At 63.4% G+C, this 19,971-nt stretch carries 16 protein-coding genes; 8 read left to right on the forward strand and 8 right to left on the reverse strand.

Annotated features, from left to right (window positions below):
* The first annotated feature begins 73 nt into the window (after positions 1 to 73).
* On the forward strand, positions 74 to 745 hold the full coding sequence (locus tag D0Y60_RS16890; RefSeq protein WP_117371126.1) for a DsbA family oxidoreductase: 672 nt from the start codon (positions 74 to 76) through the stop codon (positions 743 to 745).
* A 5-nt stretch (positions 746 to 750) separates the two neighbouring features.
* On the opposite strand, the gene D0Y60_RS16895 is transcribed toward D0Y60_RS16890, so the two are convergent.
* From D0Y60_RS16895 to D0Y60_RS16905, 3 genes are read right to left on the reverse strand one after another with little or no spacing between them, the layout of a single operon-like run.
* Positions 751 to 1,377, reverse strand: a complete 627-nt coding sequence (locus D0Y60_RS16895) for a glutathione S-transferase family protein (protein WP_117371127.1) — start codon at positions 1,375 to 1,377, stop codon at positions 751 to 753.
* 34 nt (positions 1,378 to 1,411) lie between these two features.
* The gene (mfd, locus tag D0Y60_RS16900; RefSeq protein WP_117371128.1) at positions 1,412 to 4,924 is read right to left on the reverse strand and encodes a transcription-repair coupling factor; all 3,513 of its coding nucleotides are present in this window, start codon (positions 4,922 to 4,924) and stop codon (positions 1,412 to 1,414) included.
* Positions 4,921 to 5,229 (reverse strand): succinate dehydrogenase assembly factor 2, encoded by a 309-nt coding sequence (locus D0Y60_RS16905; RefSeq protein WP_117371194.1) that lies wholly within the window; start codon positions 5,227 to 5,229, stop codon positions 4,921 to 4,923. The genes mfd and D0Y60_RS16905 overlap by 4 nt, the downstream gene beginning before the upstream one ends.
* A gap of 103 nt (positions 5,230 to 5,332) precedes the next feature.
* Here D0Y60_RS16905 and recG point away from each other — a divergent pair, with 103 nt between their 5' ends.
* Both recG and D0Y60_RS16915 read left to right on the forward strand, forming a co-directional pair.
* The gene (gene recG, locus D0Y60_RS16910) at positions 5,333 to 7,438 is read left to right on the forward strand and encodes an ATP-dependent DNA helicase RecG (protein ID WP_117371129.1); all 2,106 of its coding nucleotides are present in this window, start codon (positions 5,333 to 5,335) and stop codon (positions 7,436 to 7,438) included.
* 74 nt (positions 7,439 to 7,512) lie between these two features.
* Complete coding sequence (locus D0Y60_RS16915) at positions 7,513 to 7,728, forward strand: hypothetical protein (RefSeq protein WP_117371130.1); 216 nt, start codon at positions 7,513 to 7,515, stop codon at positions 7,726 to 7,728.
* 147 nt (positions 7,729 to 7,875) lie between these two features.
* Here the strand turns inward: D0Y60_RS16915 and D0Y60_RS16920 are convergent, their stop codons facing one another.
* From D0Y60_RS16920 to D0Y60_RS16940, 5 genes are all read right to left on the reverse strand, one after another.
* A complete protein-coding gene (locus D0Y60_RS16920) occupies positions 7,876 to 8,562 on the reverse strand; it encodes a DUF502 domain-containing protein (protein ID WP_117371131.1) in 687 nt (228 codons plus the stop codon).
* A 34-nt stretch (positions 8,563 to 8,596) separates the two neighbouring features.
* Positions 8,597 to 9,091, reverse strand: a complete 495-nt coding sequence (locus D0Y60_RS16925; protein ID WP_117371132.1) for an N-acetyltransferase — start codon at positions 9,089 to 9,091, stop codon at positions 8,597 to 8,599.
* The gene (gene glmS / locus D0Y60_RS16930; protein ID WP_117371133.1) at positions 9,088 to 10,914 is read right to left on the reverse strand and encodes a glutamine--fructose-6-phosphate transaminase (isomerizing); all 1,827 of its coding nucleotides are present in this window, start codon (positions 10,912 to 10,914) and stop codon (positions 9,088 to 9,090) included. The genes D0Y60_RS16925 and glmS overlap by 4 nt, the downstream gene beginning before the upstream one ends.
* A 122-nt stretch (positions 10,915 to 11,036) precedes the next feature.
* Positions 11,037 to 12,416, reverse strand: coding sequence for a bifunctional UDP-N-acetylglucosamine diphosphorylase/glucosamine-1-phosphate N-acetyltransferase GlmU (gene glmU / locus D0Y60_RS16935; protein ID WP_117371134.1), 1,380 nt, complete (start codon positions 12,414 to 12,416; stop codon positions 11,037 to 11,039).
* Positions 12,417 to 12,486: 70 nt separating this feature from the next.
* Positions 12,487 to 14,133: a Na/Pi cotransporter family protein gene (locus D0Y60_RS16940; protein WP_117371135.1), complete on the reverse strand. Its 1,647-nt coding sequence runs from the start codon at positions 14,131 to 14,133 to the stop codon at positions 12,487 to 12,489.
* 280 nt (positions 14,134 to 14,413) lie between these two features.
* Between D0Y60_RS16940 and D0Y60_RS16945 the strand changes: the two genes are divergently transcribed.
* Genes D0Y60_RS16945 through glp form a run of 5 tightly spaced genes read left to right on the forward strand, consistent with a single transcriptional unit; the run spans position 14,414 to position 19,882 of the window.
* Positions 14,414 to 16,303, forward strand: a complete 1,890-nt coding sequence (locus D0Y60_RS16945) for a peptidylprolyl isomerase (protein ID WP_117371136.1) — start codon at positions 14,414 to 14,416, stop codon at positions 16,301 to 16,303.
* Positions 16,304 to 16,318: 15 nt separating this feature from the next.
* Entirely contained in the window at positions 16,319 to 17,341 is a 1,023-nt protein-coding gene (gene trpD, locus D0Y60_RS16950) for an anthranilate phosphoribosyltransferase (RefSeq protein ID WP_117371137.1), read from the forward strand.
* An 8-nt stretch (positions 17,342 to 17,349) separates the two neighbouring features.
* A complete protein-coding gene (gene trpC / locus D0Y60_RS16955; RefSeq protein ID WP_117371195.1) occupies positions 17,350 to 18,165 on the forward strand; it encodes an indole-3-glycerol phosphate synthase TrpC in 816 nt (271 codons plus the stop codon).
* Complete coding sequence (gene moaC / locus D0Y60_RS16960) at positions 18,165 to 18,659, forward strand: cyclic pyranopterin monophosphate synthase MoaC (protein ID WP_117371138.1); 495 nt, start codon at positions 18,165 to 18,167, stop codon at positions 18,657 to 18,659. Before trpC ends, moaC begins: the two co-directional genes overlap by 1 nt.
* A complete protein-coding gene (gene glp, locus D0Y60_RS16965) occupies positions 18,659 to 19,882 on the forward strand; it encodes a gephyrin-like molybdotransferase Glp (RefSeq protein WP_117371139.1) in 1,224 nt (407 codons plus the stop codon). Before moaC ends, glp begins: the two co-directional genes overlap by 1 nt.
* Positions 19,883 to 19,971 lie beyond the last annotated feature (89 nt).

Raw genomic sequence — 19,971 nt, forward strand, 5'->3', positions numbered from 1 at the left:
GAAGTGACGGCGTAAGGCCTGCACAGGACCGCGCCAAAGCCGGAAATATCCGGCCTCTCGAAAGGATACCCGGATGGAAGCCATTACGATCGACGTCGTCTCTGACGTCGTCTGCCCCTGGTGCTACCTCGGCAAGAAACGGCTGGAACAGGCAATTGAGAACGTGAAGAACGACCTTGCCGTCTCGGTGACGTTCCGCCCCTACCAACTGAACCCGGACATGCCGGCGGAGGGTGTCGACCATAAGAAGCACCTTGCTGAAAAGCTCGGCGGCAAGGAGGCCGTTGACCGCGCGCACGACATGCTGGCCAGCCTCGGCAAACAGGATGGCATCGCCTTCGATTTCCCGGCCGTGAAGATCAGCCCCAACACGCTCGATGCGCACCGCCTGCTGCGCTGGGCGATGATCGAAGGTCCCGAAGTCCAGAGCCGAGTCGCCGTCGCCCTGTTCAAGGCCTATTTCGAAGAGGGCCGTAATGTCGGCGACCGCGCCGTGCTGCTCGATGTGGCCGAAGCCGCCGGTATGGACCGCGCCGTCGTCACCGCCCTCTTCTCCGCCGGTGCGGATGTCGATTCGGTCAAGGAAGAGATCGGCATGGCCCGCGACATGGGCGTCACCGGCGTGCCCTGCTTCATCATCGACAACAAATACGCCGTGATGGGCGCCCAGTCCGTCGACGTGCTGACCAATGCTTTCCGCGAGATCGCCGCAATGAAAGCGCAGGAACGCGTTGGCCAGAACTGAGTGGCCTACGTCATTAGATAGGAGGGGCGCGTTTTCATCCGACCCAACCAAGCTTCGATTTGCGGGAATGCGGCGATGAGCGCCGCTCCTTCCGGGGCTTTTTCAAACAGGTCGAACATCGGCACGGCATGAAAATCCGCCAGCGACGGCCGCGAACCGGCAAGCCACTGTTGCCCGCCGAGCATATCCGAAAGCGCTATGATGAAGGCACGCACCTTGTGGAGGCCGGACGCGATGCGAGCCTCGTCCAGACGCTCGCCTTCCCGCGGCTCGACGCGCTGGACATAGACGTCCCAGACCATCGGCAGATAAGCGTAGTTGTCGAGCATCGCGATGATCTGGTTCATCCGTGCCCGTTCACGTAGCTCTACAGGCTGAAGCGCCGGTCCGGGGAAGGCTTCATCGACATAACGCGTAATGGCGCTGGTCTCGTAGAGCGAAAATCCATCATGTTCGAACGAGGGAATGCGGCCGAACGGGTGGCGGACGAAATGGTCGGCCGGCACGCCGTGCTCCGCAAAGACATCTACCGGAACAAGGTCGTATGCTACCCCCTTCTCTTGAAGGGTAATTCGCACAATCCGCACATAGACACTATAGGCTGCGCCGTAGACGATGACGGATGAACGCATCTTATTTCCTCGCTGCAGCACAATACTGCTTCAATTATGCCTGCTGTTTCGCGAGACCCGCCAGTTGCGTCATCACCTGCGCAGCTCCCGTCAGGCGCTTTTCCGGCGTCGGATAATCGCGTGACAGGAACAGGCTCTGGTCGGCGCGGATCTTCACCAGCGTGCCCTGCTTGGCGATGTAGCCGACAAGCGCCGCCGGGTTGGGAAACTGCTTGTTGCGGAATTGCACGACGACGCCCTTCGGGCCGGCATCGAGTTTTTCGACATTGGCCACGCGGCAGAGCGACTTGATGTAAACGATCTTCAGGAGGTGCTGCACCTCGATCGGCAACGGGCCGAAGCGGTCGATCAGCTCGGCGCCGAAGGCGTCGATATCGCCAAGCTCGGTGATCTCGCCGAGGCGGCGATAGAGGCCGAGACGCAGGTGCAGGTCCGGCACGTAATCGTCGGGGATCATGACCGGCGTGCCGACGGAAATCTGCGGCGACCAGCCACTGTCGGCCACCTCTTCATCACCCTTGATCTCGGCGACGGCCTCTTCAAGCATCTGCTGGTACAGTTCGAAGCCGACTTCCTTGATATGGCCTGACTGCTCTTCGCCGAGCAGGTTACCTGCGCCGCGGATGTCGAGGTCGTGGCTGGCGAGCTGGAAGCCCGCACCGAGCGTATCAAGCGATTGCAGCACCTTCAGGCGTCGTTCCGCCGTGCCCGTCAGCGTACGGTTAACCGGCAGCGTCAAAAGTGCGAAGGCGCGCACCTTCGAACGGCCGACACGACCGCGCAGCTGGTAGAGCTGGGCAAGGCCGAACATGTCGGCGCGGTGGATGATCATCGTGTTCGCCGTGGGCACGTCGAGACCGGATTCGACGATGGTCGTCGAGAGCAGCACATCGTACTGGCCCTCGTAGAAGGCGTTCATGATGTCTTCGAGTTCCGTCGCCGGCATCTGGCCGTGAGCGACCGCGACTTTCAGCTCCGGCACGTCCTGGCGCAGGAAATCATGGATTTCTGAGAGATCGCTCAAGCGCGGGCAGACATAAAAACTCTGGCCGCCACGATAGTGCTCGCGCATCAGCGTCTCGCGGATGACCAGCGGATCGAAGGGCGAGATGAAGGTGCGCACCGCCATGCGGTCGACCGGCGGCGTGGTGATGAGCGAGAGTTCGCGTACGCCCGTCATGGCAAGCTGCAGCGTGCGCGGGATCGGCGTTGCCGAGAGCGTCAGGACATGCACGTCGCTCTTCAGCTCCTTAAGCCGCTCTTTGTGCTTCACGCCGAAATGCTGCTCTTCGTCGATGATCAGCAGGCCGAGATTGGCGAACTTGATCGACGAACCGAGCAGCGCGTGGGTGCCGACGACGATATCCGTCTTGCCCTCGGACAATTCCTTCTTCGTCAGCGCCAGCTCCTTGCTGCCAACGAGACGAGAAGCCTGCTGGACGCGGATGGGCAAGCCGCGGAAGCGTTCGGAAAACGTCTTGAAATGCTGGCGGGCGAGCAGCGTGGTCGGCACGACGACGGCCACCTGCACGCCATTCATCGCCGCGATGAAGGCGCCGCGCAACGCCACTTCCGTCTTGCCGAAACCAACGTCGCCGCAGACGAGGCGGTCCATCGGACGCCCGGCGCCAAGATCCTCGCGCACCGCGTCGATGGCATTGGCCTGGTCGTCCGTCTCGTCATAGGGGAAACGGGCGGCGAATTCGTCATAGATGCCATCAGGTGCTGTTAGTACCGGAGCATGGCGCACGAGGCGCGCGGCGGCGATCTGGATCAGGCCGCCGGCCATGTCGAGCAGGCGCTTCTTCAGCTTGGCCTTGCGCGCCTGCCAGGCGACGCCGCCCAGCTTGTCGAGCAATGCATCGGTGCCCTCGCCGCCATAGCGCGAGAGAAGGTCGATGTTTTCGACCGGCAGAAAGAGTTTTGCCTCGTCCGCATAGACGAGTTCGAGGCAGGCATGCGGCGCGCCCGCCGCCTCGATGGTGCGAAGTCCGACGAACCGGCCGATGCCGTGCTCGGCATGCACGACGATCGAGCCTTCATCGAGGCCGGCGACTTCCGTGAGGAAATCCGCGCCGCGCTTGCGCCGCTTCGAACGCCGCACCATGCGGTCGCCGAGAATATCCTGTTCGCCAATCACGACGACATCGCCCGCTTCGAAGCCGCTTTCGAGGCTGAGCACGGCAGAACCCGCCTCGCCCGGCTTCAGTTTCGCGAGATCCCCGAATTTCTCGACCGGCACGACATTGCCGAGGCCGTGTTCGGAGAGAACTTGCAGCAGACGGTCGAGCGAACCTTCCGACCAGCCGGTGACCAGAACCTTGGCGCCGGACGCGCGCCGGTCGGCGATATATTTGACAGCCTGATCGAAGACATTGACGCGCGCGCCTTCGGCATCCTCGCTGCCCGCCGGCCGCGCCCAACGGACACCCGTGCGCGCCTCGACGGTCACGACCTGCCGCGCCTCGCCTTCGTGCTCGTTGAAGGGCGTCAGGCGGATGGCGTTGCGCTCGTCCAGCTCGCGCGCGAAGCGCTCGGCATCGAGATAGAGGAGACCGGGCGGCACCGGCTTGTAGGGGGTCGATTGCGCGATTTGCCCTTTGCCGGGCGTCGCGGAGGCAAGGCGGGCATCGTAATAGTCGCGCACGAGGCGGGAGCGTTCGACGGCGGCCTCGCGGACGGTATGGTCGGTGACGATGCGAAAACCGTCGAGATAATCGAAGGCGGTTTCCAGTTCGTCGTAGAAGAGCGGCAGCCAGTGCTCCATGCCCGCATAGCGCCGGCCCTCGGAGACGGCCTGATAGAGCGCGTCGTCGCGCGTCGCAGCACCGAAGGAGGAGAGATATTGCTTGCGGAAATGCGAGATCGTCTCCGGCGTCAGCGTCACCTCGCTCATCGGGTTGAGATCGAGGGATCGCGCCTGCCCCGTCGTGCGCTGGCTGGCCGGATCGAAGGAGCGGATGCTTTCCAGCGTATCGCCAAAGAAATCGAGACGCACCGGCTCCAGGCTGCCGGGCACGAACACGTCGAGAATGCCACCGCGCACCGCGAATTCACCGACCTCGCGCACCGTCGCGACGCGGTCGAAACCGTTGCGCTCCAGCCGTGCGGCGATATCATCCATGCGGATCGTGTTGCCGGGTTTTGCGGAGAAAGCCAGGCTCTCGATGGTCGGCCGCGGCGCCGTCTTCTGCAGCATGGCGTTGACCGTGACCAGCACGATGGCCGCATGCGGCTTCTTCTGGTGCGCAATGAGAGCCGACAGCGCCGAGAGGCGGCGTGCGGACACTTCGGCGCTCGGCGAAACGCGGTCATAGGGCAGGCAATCCCAGCCTGGCAGCGTCAGCACTGGAATATCCGGCGCGACGAAGCCGAGCATCTGCTCCAGATCGGAGATGCGCTGGCCATCGGACAGCACATAGGCGACGGGGCCGGTCTTGCGGGCGAGATCGGCGAGGATCAGCGGCTCGACGCCCGCGGGAACGGCGCCGATCGTCAGCGGTCGGCCGGCGGCCGCGATGCGTTCGGGAGAAAATCCGGGGATCATGCGTTTGCGTCTTTGAAGAGCGGAGAGAAATTGGGGCGGTAGGCGGCAATACGCGGGAAGAGACCGTCGCGGAATTCTTCCGGCACCGGCTTTTCGCCGGTCACCCATTTGACAAGATCGTTGTCCTCCTCGGACATAATGCGCTCCAGCTCATCCAGTTCCATGTCGGAGAGCGTGGCGATCTCGGCATCGGCGAAACTGCCCAGCACCAGGTCCATCTCGCGGATGCCGCGGTGCCAACAGCGGAAGAGGATGCGCTTGCGGCGCGGGTCGATCTCGGCGCTCGAGCGTGTCGTTCCCGTCATGATCGTCCTGCCTTCCCTGAAATGCGGTCCGGCGCTTCTATAAACCGGCAAAAGCCGCTTGTCAGCCTTGCCAAAGGCACCATCTCCGGCGATTTTGCCGGCCATGAGACCCGCATTGCTTGATCCCCTCTTCGCACCTCTCTCCACGCTTCCCGGCATCGGCCCGAAGCTGGGCGAACTGTTCGCGCGCCTCTTGGGGCAGGAAAGCATCGAGGATTGCCGGGTCATCGATCTCGTCTTCCATTTCCCGCATTCGATCGTCGACCGGCGCAACCAGCCGGGCATCGCCAATGCCCAGCAGGGTGTCATCGTGACGATAACCGGCCGCGTCGACCGCCACCAGCCGCCACCGCCCGGCAAATCGAACATGCCCTACCGGGTCTTCCTGCATGACGAGACCGGCGATCTGGCGCTCACCTTCTTCCGCGCCAAGGGCAACTGGCTGGAAAAGGCACTACCGATCGATGAGACCGTCGTCGTCAGCGGCAAGGTCGACTGGTTCAACGGCCGCGCCTCCATGGTGCATCCCGACTATATGGCGCGGCTCGGCGAGGCCGACAATGTGCCGCTGGTGGAGCCCGTGCACGGCCTCACAGCCGGCCTTACCTCGCGCGTATTGCGCAAGGCGGTAGAGGCGGCGGTCGCCCGCGTGCCACATCTTCCGGAGTGGATCGATCCGCCGCTTGCCCAGCGCCAGAGCTTTCCCAGTGCCTATGATGCGATCCATCGCCTGCACGACCCGCGCGACGAGACCGATCTCGACCCGCAGGCCCCTGCCCGCCGCCGCCTCGCCTATGACGAATTCCTGGCCGGGCAGGTATCGCTCGCCCTCGTGCGCCAGCGCCTGCGCAAGGTCGCTGGCCGGCCCGTCATCGCGACCGGCGTACTCAGCCGTCCCGTCCTCGATGCCCTGCCCTTTTCGCTGACCAACAGCCAGCAGACGGCAATTGCCGAAGTGCTGAAGGACATGGCCGGCGAGCAGCGCATGCTGCGGCTTCTTCAGGGCGATGTCGGCGCCGGGAAGACGGCCGTGGCGCTGATGGCTATGCTCGCCGCCGTCGAATCCGGCGGCCAGGCCGTGCTGATGGCCCCGACGGAAATTCTGGCGCGGCAGCATTTCGCGACGCTGTCTCGCATGGCGGCACCCGCCGGCGTCACCATCGACGTACTCACCGGCCGCACCAAGGGCCGCGAGCGCGATGCCATCTTGGAGCGCATCGCATCGGGTGAAACGCAGATCGTCATCGGCACGCACGCGCTCTTCCAGGACAACGTCGCCTACAAGGATCTGGTGCTGGCGGTGGTGGACGAGCAGCACCGCTTCGGCGTGCACCAGCGCCTGCGGCTGACCGCCAAGGGCATTTCCCCGCATATGCTGGTCATGACGGCGACTCCCATTCCGCGCACCCTGGTGCTGGCCGCCTTCGGCGACATGGATGTCTCGAAGCTCACGGAAAAACCGGCCGGCCGCAAACCGATCCAGACCGTCATCATGCCGCAGGAGCGCGTCGGCGACATCGTCGACCGTCTGCGTGCGGCGCTGGCGGAGGGCAAGAAGGCCTACTGGATCTGCCCGCTGGTCGAGGAGACCGAGGAAAGCGAGCTGATGTCCGTCGAGGAGAGGCATGCGACGCTCGCCAGTTTCTTCGGCAATGCCGCTGGCCTCGTGCATGGACGCATGAGCGGGCCGGAGAAAGACGCCGCCATGCTCGCCTTCAAGAACGGCGAGACCCGCCTTCTCGTGGCAACCACCGTCGTGGAGGTCGGCGTCGATGTGCCCGATGCCTCCATCATGGTCATCGAACATGCCGAGCGCTTCGGCCTCGCGCAGCTCCACCAGCTGCGCGGCCGCGTCGGGCGTGGCGAGGAAGCGTCGAGCTGCGTGCTGCTCTATAAGGGCCCGCTCAGCGAAAATGGCCAGGCGCGGCTCTCCATCCTGCGCGAGACGGAGGACGGTTTCCGCATCGCCGAGGAAGACCTGAAGCTTCGCGGCGAAGGCGAGCTTCTCGGCACGAGACAGTCCGGCACACCCGGCTTCATCGTCGCAAGCCTCGAAGCGCATGGCGACCTGCTGGAAATCGCCCGCAAGGACGCCGCCTATGTGCTGGAGCGCGACCCGGATTTGACAAGCGAGCGCGGCGAAGCCATCCGCACACTGCTCTATCTCCACCGCCGCGACGAGGCGATCCGGTTCCTGCGGGCGGGCTAACCACAAAATCGTGATTTCGCTGATACCGGCCGTGAAGGCATACTTCTCGCGTAAAGCGAAGAAGGAGAAATGCCATGAAGACAGTTCTCGTAGTCGCAGCGACGCTCGGCCTTTCGGCATCCGCAGCCTTTGCGGACTGCGCCTGGCACAACAAGACCTCGGCGGAGGTCAAGGTCGACAAGACCATCACGACCGCTAGCGTCACCACCACGGAAAAGCAGTCCCGCCTGCCTGCCGAAGACGGCAAGGTGCTTGTGGGCGACCAAAAGAGCGCCGACGTCACGGAATAATGTGTTCGAGTCGTCTCGTTTTCGAGACGGCTCCAGATTCCGTTACGTCCGCCTCCCTCTCCTCCGTCATCCTCGGGCTTGACCCGAGGATGACGGAGGAGAGGGTCTTGTTCAGAAAAAGAAAGCGCTCGCGCGTTTTCCTTAGACTTATTTCTTTGCCTTGCGCTCTTCGTTCTCGATGAGTTGCAATGTCTTTTCCGGCGGCGTGACGAGGCCAACGGAGATGATAAGTTTAGCGGCATCCTCCGCGCTCATATCGAGTGGCACGAGTTTTTCCCTGGGAACATAGACAAGCCAACCGGCCGTCGGAAACGGCGTCGGTGCCACGAAGCAGGCGACCATATCCTTACCCATCGACTTGAATTTCGTCGCGATCTCGCCGCGTGCATCCGTCGCCACGAAGACGATGGCCCAGAGCCCCGGCCCCGGATATTCGATCATCGCGGCCTTGTTGAACGAGGTACCCTTGTCCTTCAGCACGGTCTCGAAGATCTGCTTCAGGCTCTTGTGCACCGTGCGCACCAGCGGCGTGCGGTTAAACAGCCCGTCGCCGAACTCGACGATGGAGCGGCCGATCAAGTTCTTGCCGAGGAAACCGACAAGCGTGATCATCACCAGCGCGATCAAGAGGCCGAAGCCGGGAATGGCGAACTGGAGGTAGCTTTCCGGGTTGTAGCGCGCGGGGATATAGGGCTTAACCCAGCTGTCGGCCCAGTGGATGAAGGTCCAGGTCAGCCAGATGGTGATGGCGATCGGCGCGCAGATGACGAGGCCGGTCAGAAAATTGTTGCGCAGGCGCGTGGCCAGCGACGGTCTCGGAAGAAGGTCGGTCATCGAATATCCAGCCTGGGCGAGCGTGGGAGGTCGCTCAGCCGTAGAAACCCGGATGATAGGTAACGGTTCCCCCGCCGTAAACCGGAGAAAACGCCACATGCATGAAATACTCTGGAGGCACACCGCCCAGCGTCAGCGCGCTGTCTGACACGAAACCGAAGCGGCTGTAATAGGCCGGATCGCCCAACAGCACGCAGCCGGCGGCACCGAGCGCCTTCAACCGCGCCAGCCCTTGCTGAATAAGCTTGCCGCCAATCCCCTTGCCCTGATGCGCAGGATCGACCGAAATCGGCCCGAGACCGTACCAATCCGCTGTGCCATCAAAAAGCGTAACCGGGGAGAAGGCGACATGACCGATGATTCGGCCATCCACTTCCGCCACCAGAGAAAGGGTCAGCGCCCCGGCCGCACGCAGGCGATCAATGATCAAATGCTCGGTACCATCCGCATGCGGCGCGCTCCTGAAGGCCGTTTCCGTCAGTGTGCGGATCGCATCGACATCGCCTTCGCCTTCCTGCCGCAGGATCATTCCACCGTCACCGATTTTGCGAGGTTGCGCGGCTGATCGACGTCAGTGCCCATGAAGACCGCCGTATGATAGGCGAGCAGCTGGATCGGCAGCGAATAGATCATCGGCGCGATGATCTCGTTAACCTCGGGCAGGATGATCGTCGCCATGGTTTCCAGCTTCGAGGCGGCCGCACCCTTGGCATCGGTGATGAAGATGATCCGGCCGCCGCGAGCCGCGACTTCCTGCATGTTCGATACGGTCTTTTCGAAGAAGCGGTCATGGGGGGCAATGACAATGACCGGCATGTTCTCGTCGATCAGCGCAATCGGACCGTGCTTAAGCTCGCCGGCGGCATAGCCTTCGGCATGAATGTAAGAGATTTCCTTGAGCTTCAGCGCGCCTTCCATAGCCAGCGGATAGCTGGTGCCGCGGCCAAGATAGAGCACGTCCTTGCACTTCGAAAGATCGCGCGAAAGCTGCTCGATCGACGGCTGGATCGTGTTGAGAACGCTCGCCATGATGCGCGGCATTTCAGAAAGATGACGCACCAGCTCGTTTTCGTCCGCCTCGCTGATCACGCCGCGCGCGCGGCCGGCACCGATGGCAAGGGCAGCAAGAACCGTAAGCTGGCAGGTGAAGGCCTTGGTCGAGGCAACGCCGATTTCCGGGCCGGCAAGGATCGGGAACACGGCATCCGATTCGCGGGCGATCGTCGATTCCTTCGCATTGACCACGGCGCCGATCTTCAGGCCGTGCTCCTTGCAATAGCGCAGCGATGCCAGGGTATCGGCCGTCTCGCCGGACTGCGAGATGAACAGCGCTGCCGATGCCGGGTTGAGCGGAATTTCGCGATAGCGGAACTCCGAGGCGACATCGATCTCGACCGGCAGGCGGGCATATCGCTCGAACCAGTACTTGCCGACGAGACCCGCAAGATAGGCCGTGCCACAGGCTGAAATGGCAAGGCTCGGGGTCTTTGCAAAGTCGATGTCTGCGGTTGCCGGACGCACGGTGTGCGAGAGGAAATCGACATAGTGGCTCAGCGCGTGTGAAACCGCTTCCGGCTGCTCATGGATTTCCTTTTCCATGAAGTGGCGGTGGTTGCCCTTGTCGACGAGATAGGCGGCAGCCGAAGATATCTGCTTGGGACGCTCGACCCTCACGCCGTCAACGTCGAAGATATGTGCGCCATCGCGACCGAGGATCGCCCAGTCGCCGTCGACGAGATAGGTAATCTCGTTGGTAAAGGGCGCGAGCGCAATGGCGTCCGATCCCAGGAACATTTCGCCCTTGCCATGTCCAATGGCGAGCGGCGGGCCGTTGCGCGCGGCCATGATGGTCGACGGGTCGTCCTCGAAGATCACGGCGAGCGCATAGGCGCCGGTAACGCGGCGCAGCATGGCATGCATGGCCTCGCGGCGGCCGAGGCCGTCCCGGCGCAGTTTCGCGATCAGCTGCGCGACGACTTCCGTATCGGTCTGGGTCGTGAAGGTGGCGCCGGACGCGGCAAGCTCATCCTTCAAAACTGCAAAATTCTCGATGATACCGTTATGCACGAGAGCGACGCCGTCAACGAAATGCGGATGGGCATTGCCTTCCGTCGGCGCGCCGTGGGTTGCCCAGCGGGTATGCGCGATACCGATCTTGCCCGCGAGCGGTTCCTCATGAAGGCGCTTTTCAAGATTGAACAGCTTACCCTCGGCGCGACGGCGCGAGAGCCTGCCATCCGAAATCGTGGCAACGCCTGCGGAATCGTAGCCACGATACTCGAGGCGCTTAAGCGCATCGACAAGGCGCCCGGCGACAGGCTCGGTTCCGACGATGCCAACAATTCCGCACATAAAAAGCTCCAGATTCCAGACGGTCTTTGTGTGCTCTTTCGTAGAGTTTTTTTACCGCGGCGCAACGCGGCCGTGCTCACTTTCGATTGCAAGCGTTAATGTGGGCGCGCCCACAGGGTGACTCATTGGCCGGCTTTCTTCTTCGCGTCCTTGATCGCCTGGTTGCGCTCGCGGATGAGCACGGCGCGGCCTTCCTTGTTTTCCTGGCGCGCGCGGCCGAAGGCGACGGCATCATCCGGCACATCGGCGGTGATGACGCTGCCGGAGGCGACATAGGCGCCTTTGCCGACCGTCACGGGTGCGACGAGCGCCGTGTTGGAGCCGATGAAGGCATCCGCGCCGATACGGGTGATGTGCTTGTTGATGCCATCATAGTTGCAGGTGATGGTGCCTGCGCCAACATTGGTGTGCGCGCCGATGAAGGCATCGCCGATATAGCTGAGGTGGTTGACCTTGGCGCCTGCGCCGATCTCCGCCTTCTTGATCTCGGTGAAATTGCCGACCTTGGCACCTTCGCCAAGCTGCGCACCGGGGCGCAGACGGGCATAGGGGCCGATTTCGGCGTCGGCCCCGACCTGCGCACCCTCGATATGCGAGAAGGAATGGATGACGGCGCCGGTCTCGATGGTAACGCCTGGGCCGAATACGACATTCGGCTCGATGGTCACGTCGCGGGCGATCATCGTATCGAAGGACAGGAAGACAGTCTCGGGTGCGATCATCGAGACGCCCTCGATCATCATCTGATGCCGGCGGCGCTGCTGCCAGAGGCGTTCGATGACGGCGAGCTCGGCGCGGGTGTTGCAGCCGGTCAGCTCCTCCTCGGGTGCCTCGACGGCAATGGCGCGCCCGCCATCGGCTCTGACGACCTCGACGATATCGGTCAGGTAATATTCGCCCTTGGCATTGTTGTTGCCGATGCGGTCGATCAGCCCCAGCGCCTTGCGGCCGTCGATGGCCATCAGGCCACCGTTGCAATAGGTGATGGCACGCTCGGCCTCGCTGGCATCCTTGTGTTCGCGAATGGCCAGAAGCGCGCCGTTCTCGGTGAGCAGACGCCCATAGCCCGTCGGATCGGCGGTGCGAAAACCGATGACCACGACATCGGCACCGTCGGCGAGTCCGTCGCGGGCGGCGATCAGCGGCGTTTCGGTGATGAGCGGCGTATCGCCGAAGACGACGAGCACGTCGTCATAACCCTTGGCGATCGCGTTACGGGCGGCCAGCACGGCATGGGCGGTGCCTAGTCGTTCGGTCTGGATATGGACGGAACTTTGCACGGCGGCGTTCCTCGCCGCGGCTTCGACCTTCTCCGCATCGCGGCCGAGCACCAGCGCGATATCCGAAATGCCGGCCTTCGCTAGCGCGTCGACCACATGGGCGATCATCGGGCGGTTGGCGACGGGATGCAGCACCTTCGACTGCGCGGACTTCATGCGCGTGCTTTCGCCTGCGGCCAGGATCACGGCCAGGCAGGTGCGTTTCGTCCGGTCAGCAGTCATGGAATCCCTCGTTCATCCGAATTGACGGCGTTCCTTAGCAAAAACGCGGCAAGGAAGACAAAGGGATTTCTTACTTGGCGCTGCGCAGGCGGCTTTCGGTCAGGAGGCCGTTTTCGTCGAGGATCGGATAGGCGACGGAGACGAGATGCGCGTTGACGCGTTTGAGGTCGCGCAGCATGTCGAGATGCAGCGAGCTCGTCTGGAGGCTGTCGAGACGGCCGTCGCGCAGACGCTCCAGGTGCCGTTCGGAGGATTGCTTCTCCATGCGCCGCACGTCGACCTTCACTTCCATCAGCTGGCGGGCAAGGCCGGCGTCGCGCGTGACGAAAATGGTCTGCGCGATACGCAGGTTCTCGATCGTCAGGTTGAAGAGGTTGGCAAGCTCCTTATAGCCGTCGTCGGAGAACTTCAGACCATTTGCGATCTTCTTGCGTACCTGCTCCTGCAAGCCCTTTTCGATGATGTCGCCGACATGTTCGAGATTGATGGCATAGTCAATGATGACGATAGAGCGCGCGGCACATTCGCCCGTCACGCCCTGGCGGCCGAGACGAGAGAGATAGATCTTCACGTCCTGCTGCAGCGCATCGACCTGGCGTTCCAGTTCGCCGATATCCTTCATCGGCGCGAGATTGTTGTCGTTGAAGGCCCGCATTGTGCGAATCAGCATGGATTCAATGAGATCGCCGACACGCAACACTTCGCGCGTCGCACCCGAAAGCGCCACGACAGGGCTCGAAAGCGCAGTCTCATCGAGGTATTTCGGCCCGGTCTCCGGCTGCTTTTCCTCTGGAATGAGTTTTTCCATGAGGCGCGACAGCTGGCCGGACAGCGGAAAAAGCACCAGCGCGACCACCACATTGAACGCAAGGTGCACATCGACGGGCAGCTTGGAGGCGGGAATGGGTAGCGTCGCGAGGAGCGCTGCGACCTGTCCGGCAAAAGGCAACACGACAAGGCACCCGACACCGCGCACCAGCAGGTTCCCGAGCGTCACGCGCCGGACCGAGGCAGTCGATTTCAGTGTCGCTATGACCGGCGGAACTGCGCCTCCGAGATTGGCGCCAAGCACGAGGATAACCGTAAGGGCCGGCGACAGAATGCCCATGGCGGTCAGCGACAGGATCAGCACCACCACCGCGAGGCTGGAGGACGAGATGATCGCCAGCACCGTCGAGAACGCGAGCGCGACCGGCCAGGCGCCGTCGAGCAGCTTCAGAAAAGCGGCGAGCGCCGGCGACTGGCGCATCGGCTCCGTCGCAAGGCTGAGCAGATGCAGTGAAAGCAGCATGAGGCCGATACCGACAAGCGCGGAACCGAGGCCCTGCCGGGCCGTCGAACTGCTCGACTTATAAAGCACGACGCCAACGAGGATGATCAGCGGCGAGATCGATTCGATGCCCGTCGCGACAAGCCACGCGGTGACCGCCGTCCCGACATTGGCGCCAAGCAGCACGATCTGCGCCATCCGGGCGCGCACCAGATTGCGTTCGACGAAGGAGGAGACCATCAGCGCCGTTGCAGTGGAGCTTTGCAGGGCAACTGTGGCGACGAATCCGGCAAAGAAGGAGCGGAACGGCCCGCGCGTGCCGAGCGCCAGCCCGGAGCGCAGTTTCACACCAAAGGCGCGCGTCATGCCATCCTTCACCTGTGCGAGGCCGAACAGGAGCAGCGCGACCGCGCCGAACAGGTTGATCATGACAACAGTCGATTCCACCGTAATATTCCTCCTGGCCCTCAAAAGGGACTCAAACCCGCTTCCCCCCGCATCGGATCACGATCTACGCCATACCGATAGCGTATTGTGACGGGAATACGTCAATAATTTCAAAAATATTTGTTTCGCCGACGAACAAAATCGGCAAGCACTGTCCAAGCTGCGCCAGGTGTGATTTTCCCGTGGCATCAAGGCGGCCTGCGCACTTCAATTCGCGCAAACTTTCCGATAAGAGACGAACTCCGGCCGCATGGCCGCCGATTTTGAGGAAATGTAGACGATGCTCGAAGCCCTGAGAAGCGCCGCCCAGACCTGGGTGGCAAAAGCCCTGATGATCGTATTGGTCGGTTCCTTTGCGATCTGGGGTGTTTCGAGCTCATTGGTAACGGGCGCTTCGAATTCCGTCGTCACTGTCGGCGATGTCAGCGTTTCGCCGACGGATTTCCGCCTCGCCTATGAGCGGCAGGTCGCAACGCTCTCGCAGCGCTTCGGCACGCGTCTCAATGCCGAGCAGGCTGGCGCCTTCGGCGTCGAAAACCAGGTCTTTGCCGAACTCGTCGCCGGCGCGGCGCTCGACCAGCTGTCGCGTGACATGAACCTCGGCCTCTCCGAGGGCCGCCTTGCCCAGCTGATCGCCGACGATCCGGCCTTCAAGGGCGTCAACGGCCAATTCGACCGCACCGCTTTCTCCGCCGTGCTGCGGAACGCAGGCCTGCGGGAGAACGACTATATCAACAACCGCAGCCAGGTTGCCGTGCGCACGCAGATCGTCGAAGCGGTTTCCGACGGCTACAAGGCACCCGAAGCGCTGACCACGGCGCTACGCCAGTATCGCAACGAATCGCGCACCATCGACTTCCTGCTGCTCAGCAACGCCAATATCGACCCGATCAAGACGCCGGGCGACGACGTGCTGGCGCCCTGGTTCGAACAGAACAAGGCGAAGTACCGCGCGCCGGAATATCGCAAGTTCGTCTATGTCGCGCTGGAGCCGAAAGACCTCGTCGACACCGCCGCCATCACCGAGGACATGGTGAAGGCCGAATACGAGCGCATCAAGGACAAGTATCGCACGCCGGCCACGCGCACGATCGAGCAGCTGACCTTCAAGGATCGCGCCGCCGCCGATGCCGCCGCCGCCAAGCTTGCTTCCGGCACCACCTTCGACACGCTGGTGACCGAGGAAGGCAAGACCGCCGCCGACGTACTGCTGGGTGATTTCACGCAGGCGAACGTTCCCGACCAGAAGCTCGCCGAGCCGGCCTTCGCCGTTGCGGCCAATGGCGGCACGACGCCCGTCATCGACGGCACCTTCGGCCCGATCATCTTGCGCGTGACCAATATCCGCCCGGAGACGACCAAGACCTATGATGAGGTGAAGGAAGAGCTGCGCAACGAGCTGGCGCTCTCGGAAGCCGCCGATGGCATTCTCGCCGTGCACGACCGCATCGAGGATAGCCGTGCCGAAGGCCTGACGCTGGCCGAGGCCGCCGCCAAGAACAACCTGAAGGCCGTCACGGTCGAAGCCGCCGATGCGCAGGGCAACGACCAGAAGGGCGACGAGATCGCAGCGCTTCCGGAAAAGGCCGCCCTGCTCGGCGAAGTGTTCAAGACCGATGTGGGTACCGAAACCCAGCCGATCAATGTCGGCCGGGAAGGCTATGCCTGGTTCGAAGTGCTCGACGTGATCCCGGATCGCGACCGCACGCTCGACGAAGTGCGTGACCGCGTCGCCGCGGACTGGACGGCCGAACAGCAGCGCCAGGCGCTGGCCAAGAAGGCCGGCGAACTGGCCGAGCGCGTACGCAAGGGCGGCGATCTCGCCACCATCGCCAGCGAACTGGGCCTGAGCGTCGAAAACAAGACAGGCCTGCACCGCGGCGCCCAGGATGCCGTCCTCAGCCCTGCGACCATCGCCTCGGCCTTCTCCGGTCCGGTCGGCACGGTTGCCAACACGCCGGGCACGGATGGCGAAGGCCAGATCCTGCTGAAGGTTACGGAAGTCAATGCAGACGCGACGACCGATGCGCTGTCCAACGATGAACAGCAGATCGAAGCGGTCGCCCGCGCCAGCGGCGACGACATCCTCGACCAGATGGTGAGCGCGCTCCAGACGTCCTACGGCGTCTCGATCAACCGCACGCTCGCCGAGCAGAACATGACGCGATAGGGAGACGGGAGCCGCATGTCCGACCTGAAACCCTTTATCGCCAAGGTCGCCGCCGGCAATGCGCTGGACCGCGAGGAAGCCCGCGGCGCCTTCGAGATCATCATGTCGGGTGCCGCCACCCCTTCGCAGATCGGCGGTTTCCTTATGGCGCTGCGCGTGCGCGGCGAGACCGTGGACGAGATCTACGGCGCTGTCGGCTCGATGCGTGCCCGCATGCTGCCGGTCAGCGTCCCTGCCGATGCGATGGATATCGTCGGTACGGGTGGTGACGGTGCGGGCACCTACAACATCTCGACGCTCGCGGCGATCATCGTCGCGGGTGCCGGCGTTCCGGTCGCAAAGCACGGTAACCGTGCGCTTAGCTCGAAATCCGGCACGGCGGATGCACTCTCCTGCCTCGGCGTGAAGCTCGATATCGGCCCCGCCGAAATCGCCCGCTGCGTGCACGATGCCGGCCTCGGCTTCATGTTCGCCCAACTGCACCATTCCGCCATGAAACATGTCGGCCCGTCGCGCGTCGAACTCGGCACGCGCACGATCTTCAACCTGCTCGGGCCTCTGTCCAACCCCGGCGGCGTCAAGCGCCAGCTGCTCGGCGTCTTCTCGCCGCACTGGCTGGTGCCGATCGCCGAAGTGATGCGCGACCTCGGCTCGGAAAGCATCTGGGTCGTGCATGGCGAAGGTCTCGACGAGATCACCACCACGGGCACGACGCAGGTCGCAGCCCTCGAAGACGGCAAGATCCGCACCTTCGAGCTGACGCCGGCCGATTTCGGCCTGCCGCAGGTGGCGCTCGATGATCTGCGCGGCGGTGACGGCACGCACAATGCCGCAGCCCTCCTCTCGGTGCTTGGCGGGGCGCATATGCCCTACCGTGATATCTCGCTGGCCAACGCCGCCGCCTCCCTCGTCGTCGCCGGCAAGGCCGAGACGCTGAAGGACGGCATGAAGCTCGCAACCGAATCGCTTGAAAGCGGCCGTGCCCGTACCGTGCTGGAACGCCTCGTTGCGGTTTCCAACGAAGGCGCGGCGGAGTAGGATTGGCCATGACCGATATCCTGAAGAAGATCGAAGCCTACAAGCTCGAAGAGATCGCCGCCGCCAAGGCACGTGTCGCGCCGGCCGAGCTGCGCGCCCGCATTCGCGACCAAGAGCCGCCGCGCGGCTTCTTCGCCAGCCTCAAGGACAAAAAGGCTCAAGGCCGGTTCGGCCTGATCGCCGAGATCAAAAAGGCCAGCCCCTCCAAGGGCCTCATCCGCCCGGATTTCGATCCGCCGGCGCTCGCCAAGGCCTATGAGGCCGGTGGTGCCGCCTGCCTTTCCGTGTTGACGGACACGCCGAGTTTCCAGGGCGCACCTGAATTCCTCACCGCCGCCCGCGACGCCTGCGCGCTTCCCGCGCTGCGCAAGGATTTCATGTTCGACAGCTACCAGATGCTGGAAGCCCGCGCCTGGGGTGCGGATTGTATCCTGCTCATCATGGCTTCGCTCAGCGATGAAACCGCCAAGATGCTGGAAGACGCCGCCTTCTCGCTCGGCATGGACGTGCTGATCGAGGTGCATGACGAAGAAGAGATGGAACGGGCGTTGAAGCTCAAGTCCAAGCTCGTCGGCATCAACAACCGCAATCTGCGCACTTTCGAAGTCGATCTCGCCGTTTCCGAAAGGCTCGCCGGCATGGTGCCGGACGATCGCCTGCTCGTCGGCGAAAGCGGCGTCTTCACCCATGCGGATTGTACGCGCCTCGGCAAGGTCGGCGTCTCCACTTTCCTCGTCGGCGAAAGCCTAATGCGCAAGGACGACGTGACGGCGGCAACGCGCGAGCTGCTGACCGGCGCTGCCGGTATGCTGGCGGCGGAATAATGGCCGAAGAGGCTCGCACGCTCACCCATATCGGTGTCTCCGGCGAAGCGCATATGGTCGATGTCGGCGACAAGGCCGAGACCGTGCGCATCGCCGTCGCCGAGGGTTTCATCCGTATGGCGCCGGAAACGCTCGACCTGATCCTCAAGGGTGACGCCAAGAAGGGCGACGTGATCGGCACGGCGCGGCTGGCCGGCATCATGGCCGCCAAGCAGACGTCCAATCTCATCCCGCTCTGCCATCCGCTGATGCTGACCAAGGTGACGGTCGATATTCGCGAGGATCACGCCCTGCCCGGCCTGCGTATCGAGGCCATGGCGAAGCTCACCGGCCGCACCGGCGTCGAGATGGAGGCGCTGACCGCCGTCAGTGTCGCATGCCTCACGATCTACGACATGGCCAAGGCCGCCGACCGCGAAATGGAGATCGGCGGCGTGCGCCTTGCCGAAAAATCCGGCGGCCGCTCCGGTGATTACAAACGCAGAGATCCCTGATGTCCCTTCTTCCCGTTGCCGACGCCCTCGAGCGCCTGCTTTCCGCGGCCAAGCCCACGCAACGGACGGAAAAGGTCTCGCTTCATGAGGCCGACGGCCGCGTGCTGGCCGAAGACGTCGCCGCCCTCCTCACCCAGCCGCCCTTCGACAATTCGGCCATGGACGGCTATGCCGTCCGCCACGCCGATATCGCCGGACTCGGATCGATCCTCAAGGTCGTCGGCACCTCGGCCGCCGGCCATGCCTTCGACGGCACGGCCGGCCCCGGCGAGGCTGTGCGCATCTTCACCGGCGCGCCGCTGCCCGCTTTCGCCGATACCGTTCTGTTGCAGGAAGACGCGGAAAAGCTGGATGGCGACCGTATCCGCACAACGTTCCTGACGCCGAAGGGGCGCCATATCCGCCCGCGCGGCCAGGATTTTGCCGAAGGCGACGTGCTGCTCAGAGCCGGCGACGTGCTCGATGCCGGCCGCCTCACCGTCGCTGCCGCGATGAACCACGCCGAACTCGCTGTCTACGCCCGCCCCCGCATCGCCGTGCTCGCTACGGGTGACGAGCTCGTCACGCCCGGCACGCCGCCCGGCGTCAGCCAGATCATCGCCTCCAACACCTACGGCGTCTCCGCCATCGCCCGCGCTTCCGGTGCTGAAATAATCGACCTCGGCATTGTCGGTGACGACAAGCAGACTATCCTTGAAGCCGTACAGAAGGCGCTCGCGCTGGATATCGACGTGCTCGTCACGCTCGGCGGCGCGTCGGTCGGCGATTTCGACCTCGTGCAGCCCGCACTCGGCGAAGCCGGCATGGAACTCGATTTCTGGCGCATCGCCATGCGCCCCGGAAAGCCGCTGATGGTCGGCCGCCTCGGCGATGTCAGGATCGTCGGCCTGCCGGGCAATCCCGTCTCCAGTCTTGTCTGCTCCTTGCTGTTCCTGGAGCCGCTGGTGCGCTGCCTCGCCCACCTTCCGGCAAAGAACCGCGTTCACAAAGCCATCGCCACCGTGCCGGTCAAGGAAAACGACCATCGGCAGGACTACATTCGCGCCCGCATCACCCGCGGTCCGGATGGCTTGCTACGCGTGACGCCCTTCGACAAGCAAGATTCCTCGATGATGCGGATTTTCGCCGAATCCGAAGGTCTGCTCATCCGTCCGCCGAACGCGCCTGCCATAGAAGCGGGCGCGGCGTGCGACGTGCTCCTCATGCGCCAGCCAAGCCCCTGAACAGTATTATTGTTTCAGCAGCCTCTTGCGGAACACATATGGAACAGATAGTGTCTGTTCTGGATTTGTTTCACGATTCTCGGTGGAGA

The sequence above is a fragment of the Shinella sp. WSJ-2 genome, from assembly GCF_003432075.1.
Classification (GTDB): Bacteria; Pseudomonadota; Alphaproteobacteria; order Rhizobiales; family Rhizobiaceae; genus Shinella.

Bases quoted from the DNA above. Each gene is read 5' to 3' on its own strand.
- D0Y60_RS16920 (WP_117371131.1), bottom strand. From the start codon at position 8,562: ATGACCGACCTTCTTCCGAGACCGTCGCTGGCCACGCGCCTGCGCAAC.
- D0Y60_RS16925 (WP_117371132.1), bottom strand. From the start codon at position 9,091: ATGATCCTGCGGCAGGAAGGCGAAGGCGATGTCGATGCGATCCGCACA.
- moaC (WP_117371138.1), top strand. From the start codon at position 18,165: ATGGCCGAAGAGGCTCGCACGCTCACCCATATCGGTGTCTCCGGCGAA.
- D0Y60_RS16945 (WP_117371136.1), top strand. From the start codon at position 14,414: ATGCTCGAAGCCCTGAGAAGCGCCGCCCAGACCTGGGTGGCAAAAGCC.
- glmS (WP_117371133.1), bottom strand. From the start codon at position 10,914: ATGTGCGGAATTGTTGGCATCGTCGGAACCGAGCCTGTCGCCGGGCGC.
- D0Y60_RS16895 (WP_117371127.1), bottom strand. From the start codon at position 1,377: ATGCGTTCATCCGTCATCGTCTACGGCGCAGCCTATAGTGTCTATGTG.
- recG (WP_117371129.1), top strand. From the start codon at position 5,333: ATGAGACCCGCATTGCTTGATCCCCTCTTCGCACCTCTCTCCACGCTT.
- D0Y60_RS16915 (WP_117371130.1), top strand. From the start codon at position 7,513: ATGAAGACAGTTCTCGTAGTCGCAGCGACGCTCGGCCTTTCGGCATCC.
- D0Y60_RS16890 (WP_117371126.1), top strand. From the start codon at position 74: ATGGAAGCCATTACGATCGACGTCGTCTCTGACGTCGTCTGCCCCTGG.
- glp (WP_117371139.1), top strand. From the start codon at position 18,659: ATGTCCCTTCTTCCCGTTGCCGACGCCCTCGAGCGCCTGCTTTCCGCG.
- trpC (WP_117371195.1), top strand. From the start codon at position 17,350: ATGACCGATATCCTGAAGAAGATCGAAGCCTACAAGCTCGAAGAGATC.
- D0Y60_RS16905 (WP_117371194.1), bottom strand. From the start codon at position 5,229: ATGACGGGAACGACACGCTCGAGCGCCGAGATCGACCCGCGCCGCAAG.
- trpD (WP_117371137.1), top strand. From the start codon at position 16,319: ATGTCCGACCTGAAACCCTTTATCGCCAAGGTCGCCGCCGGCAATGCG.
- mfd (WP_117371128.1), bottom strand. From the start codon at position 4,924: ATGATCCCCGGATTTTCTCCCGAACGCATCGCGGCCGCCGGCCGACCG.
- glmU (WP_117371134.1), bottom strand. From the start codon at position 12,416: ATGACTGCTGACCGGACGAAACGCACCTGCCTGGCCGTGATCCTGGCC.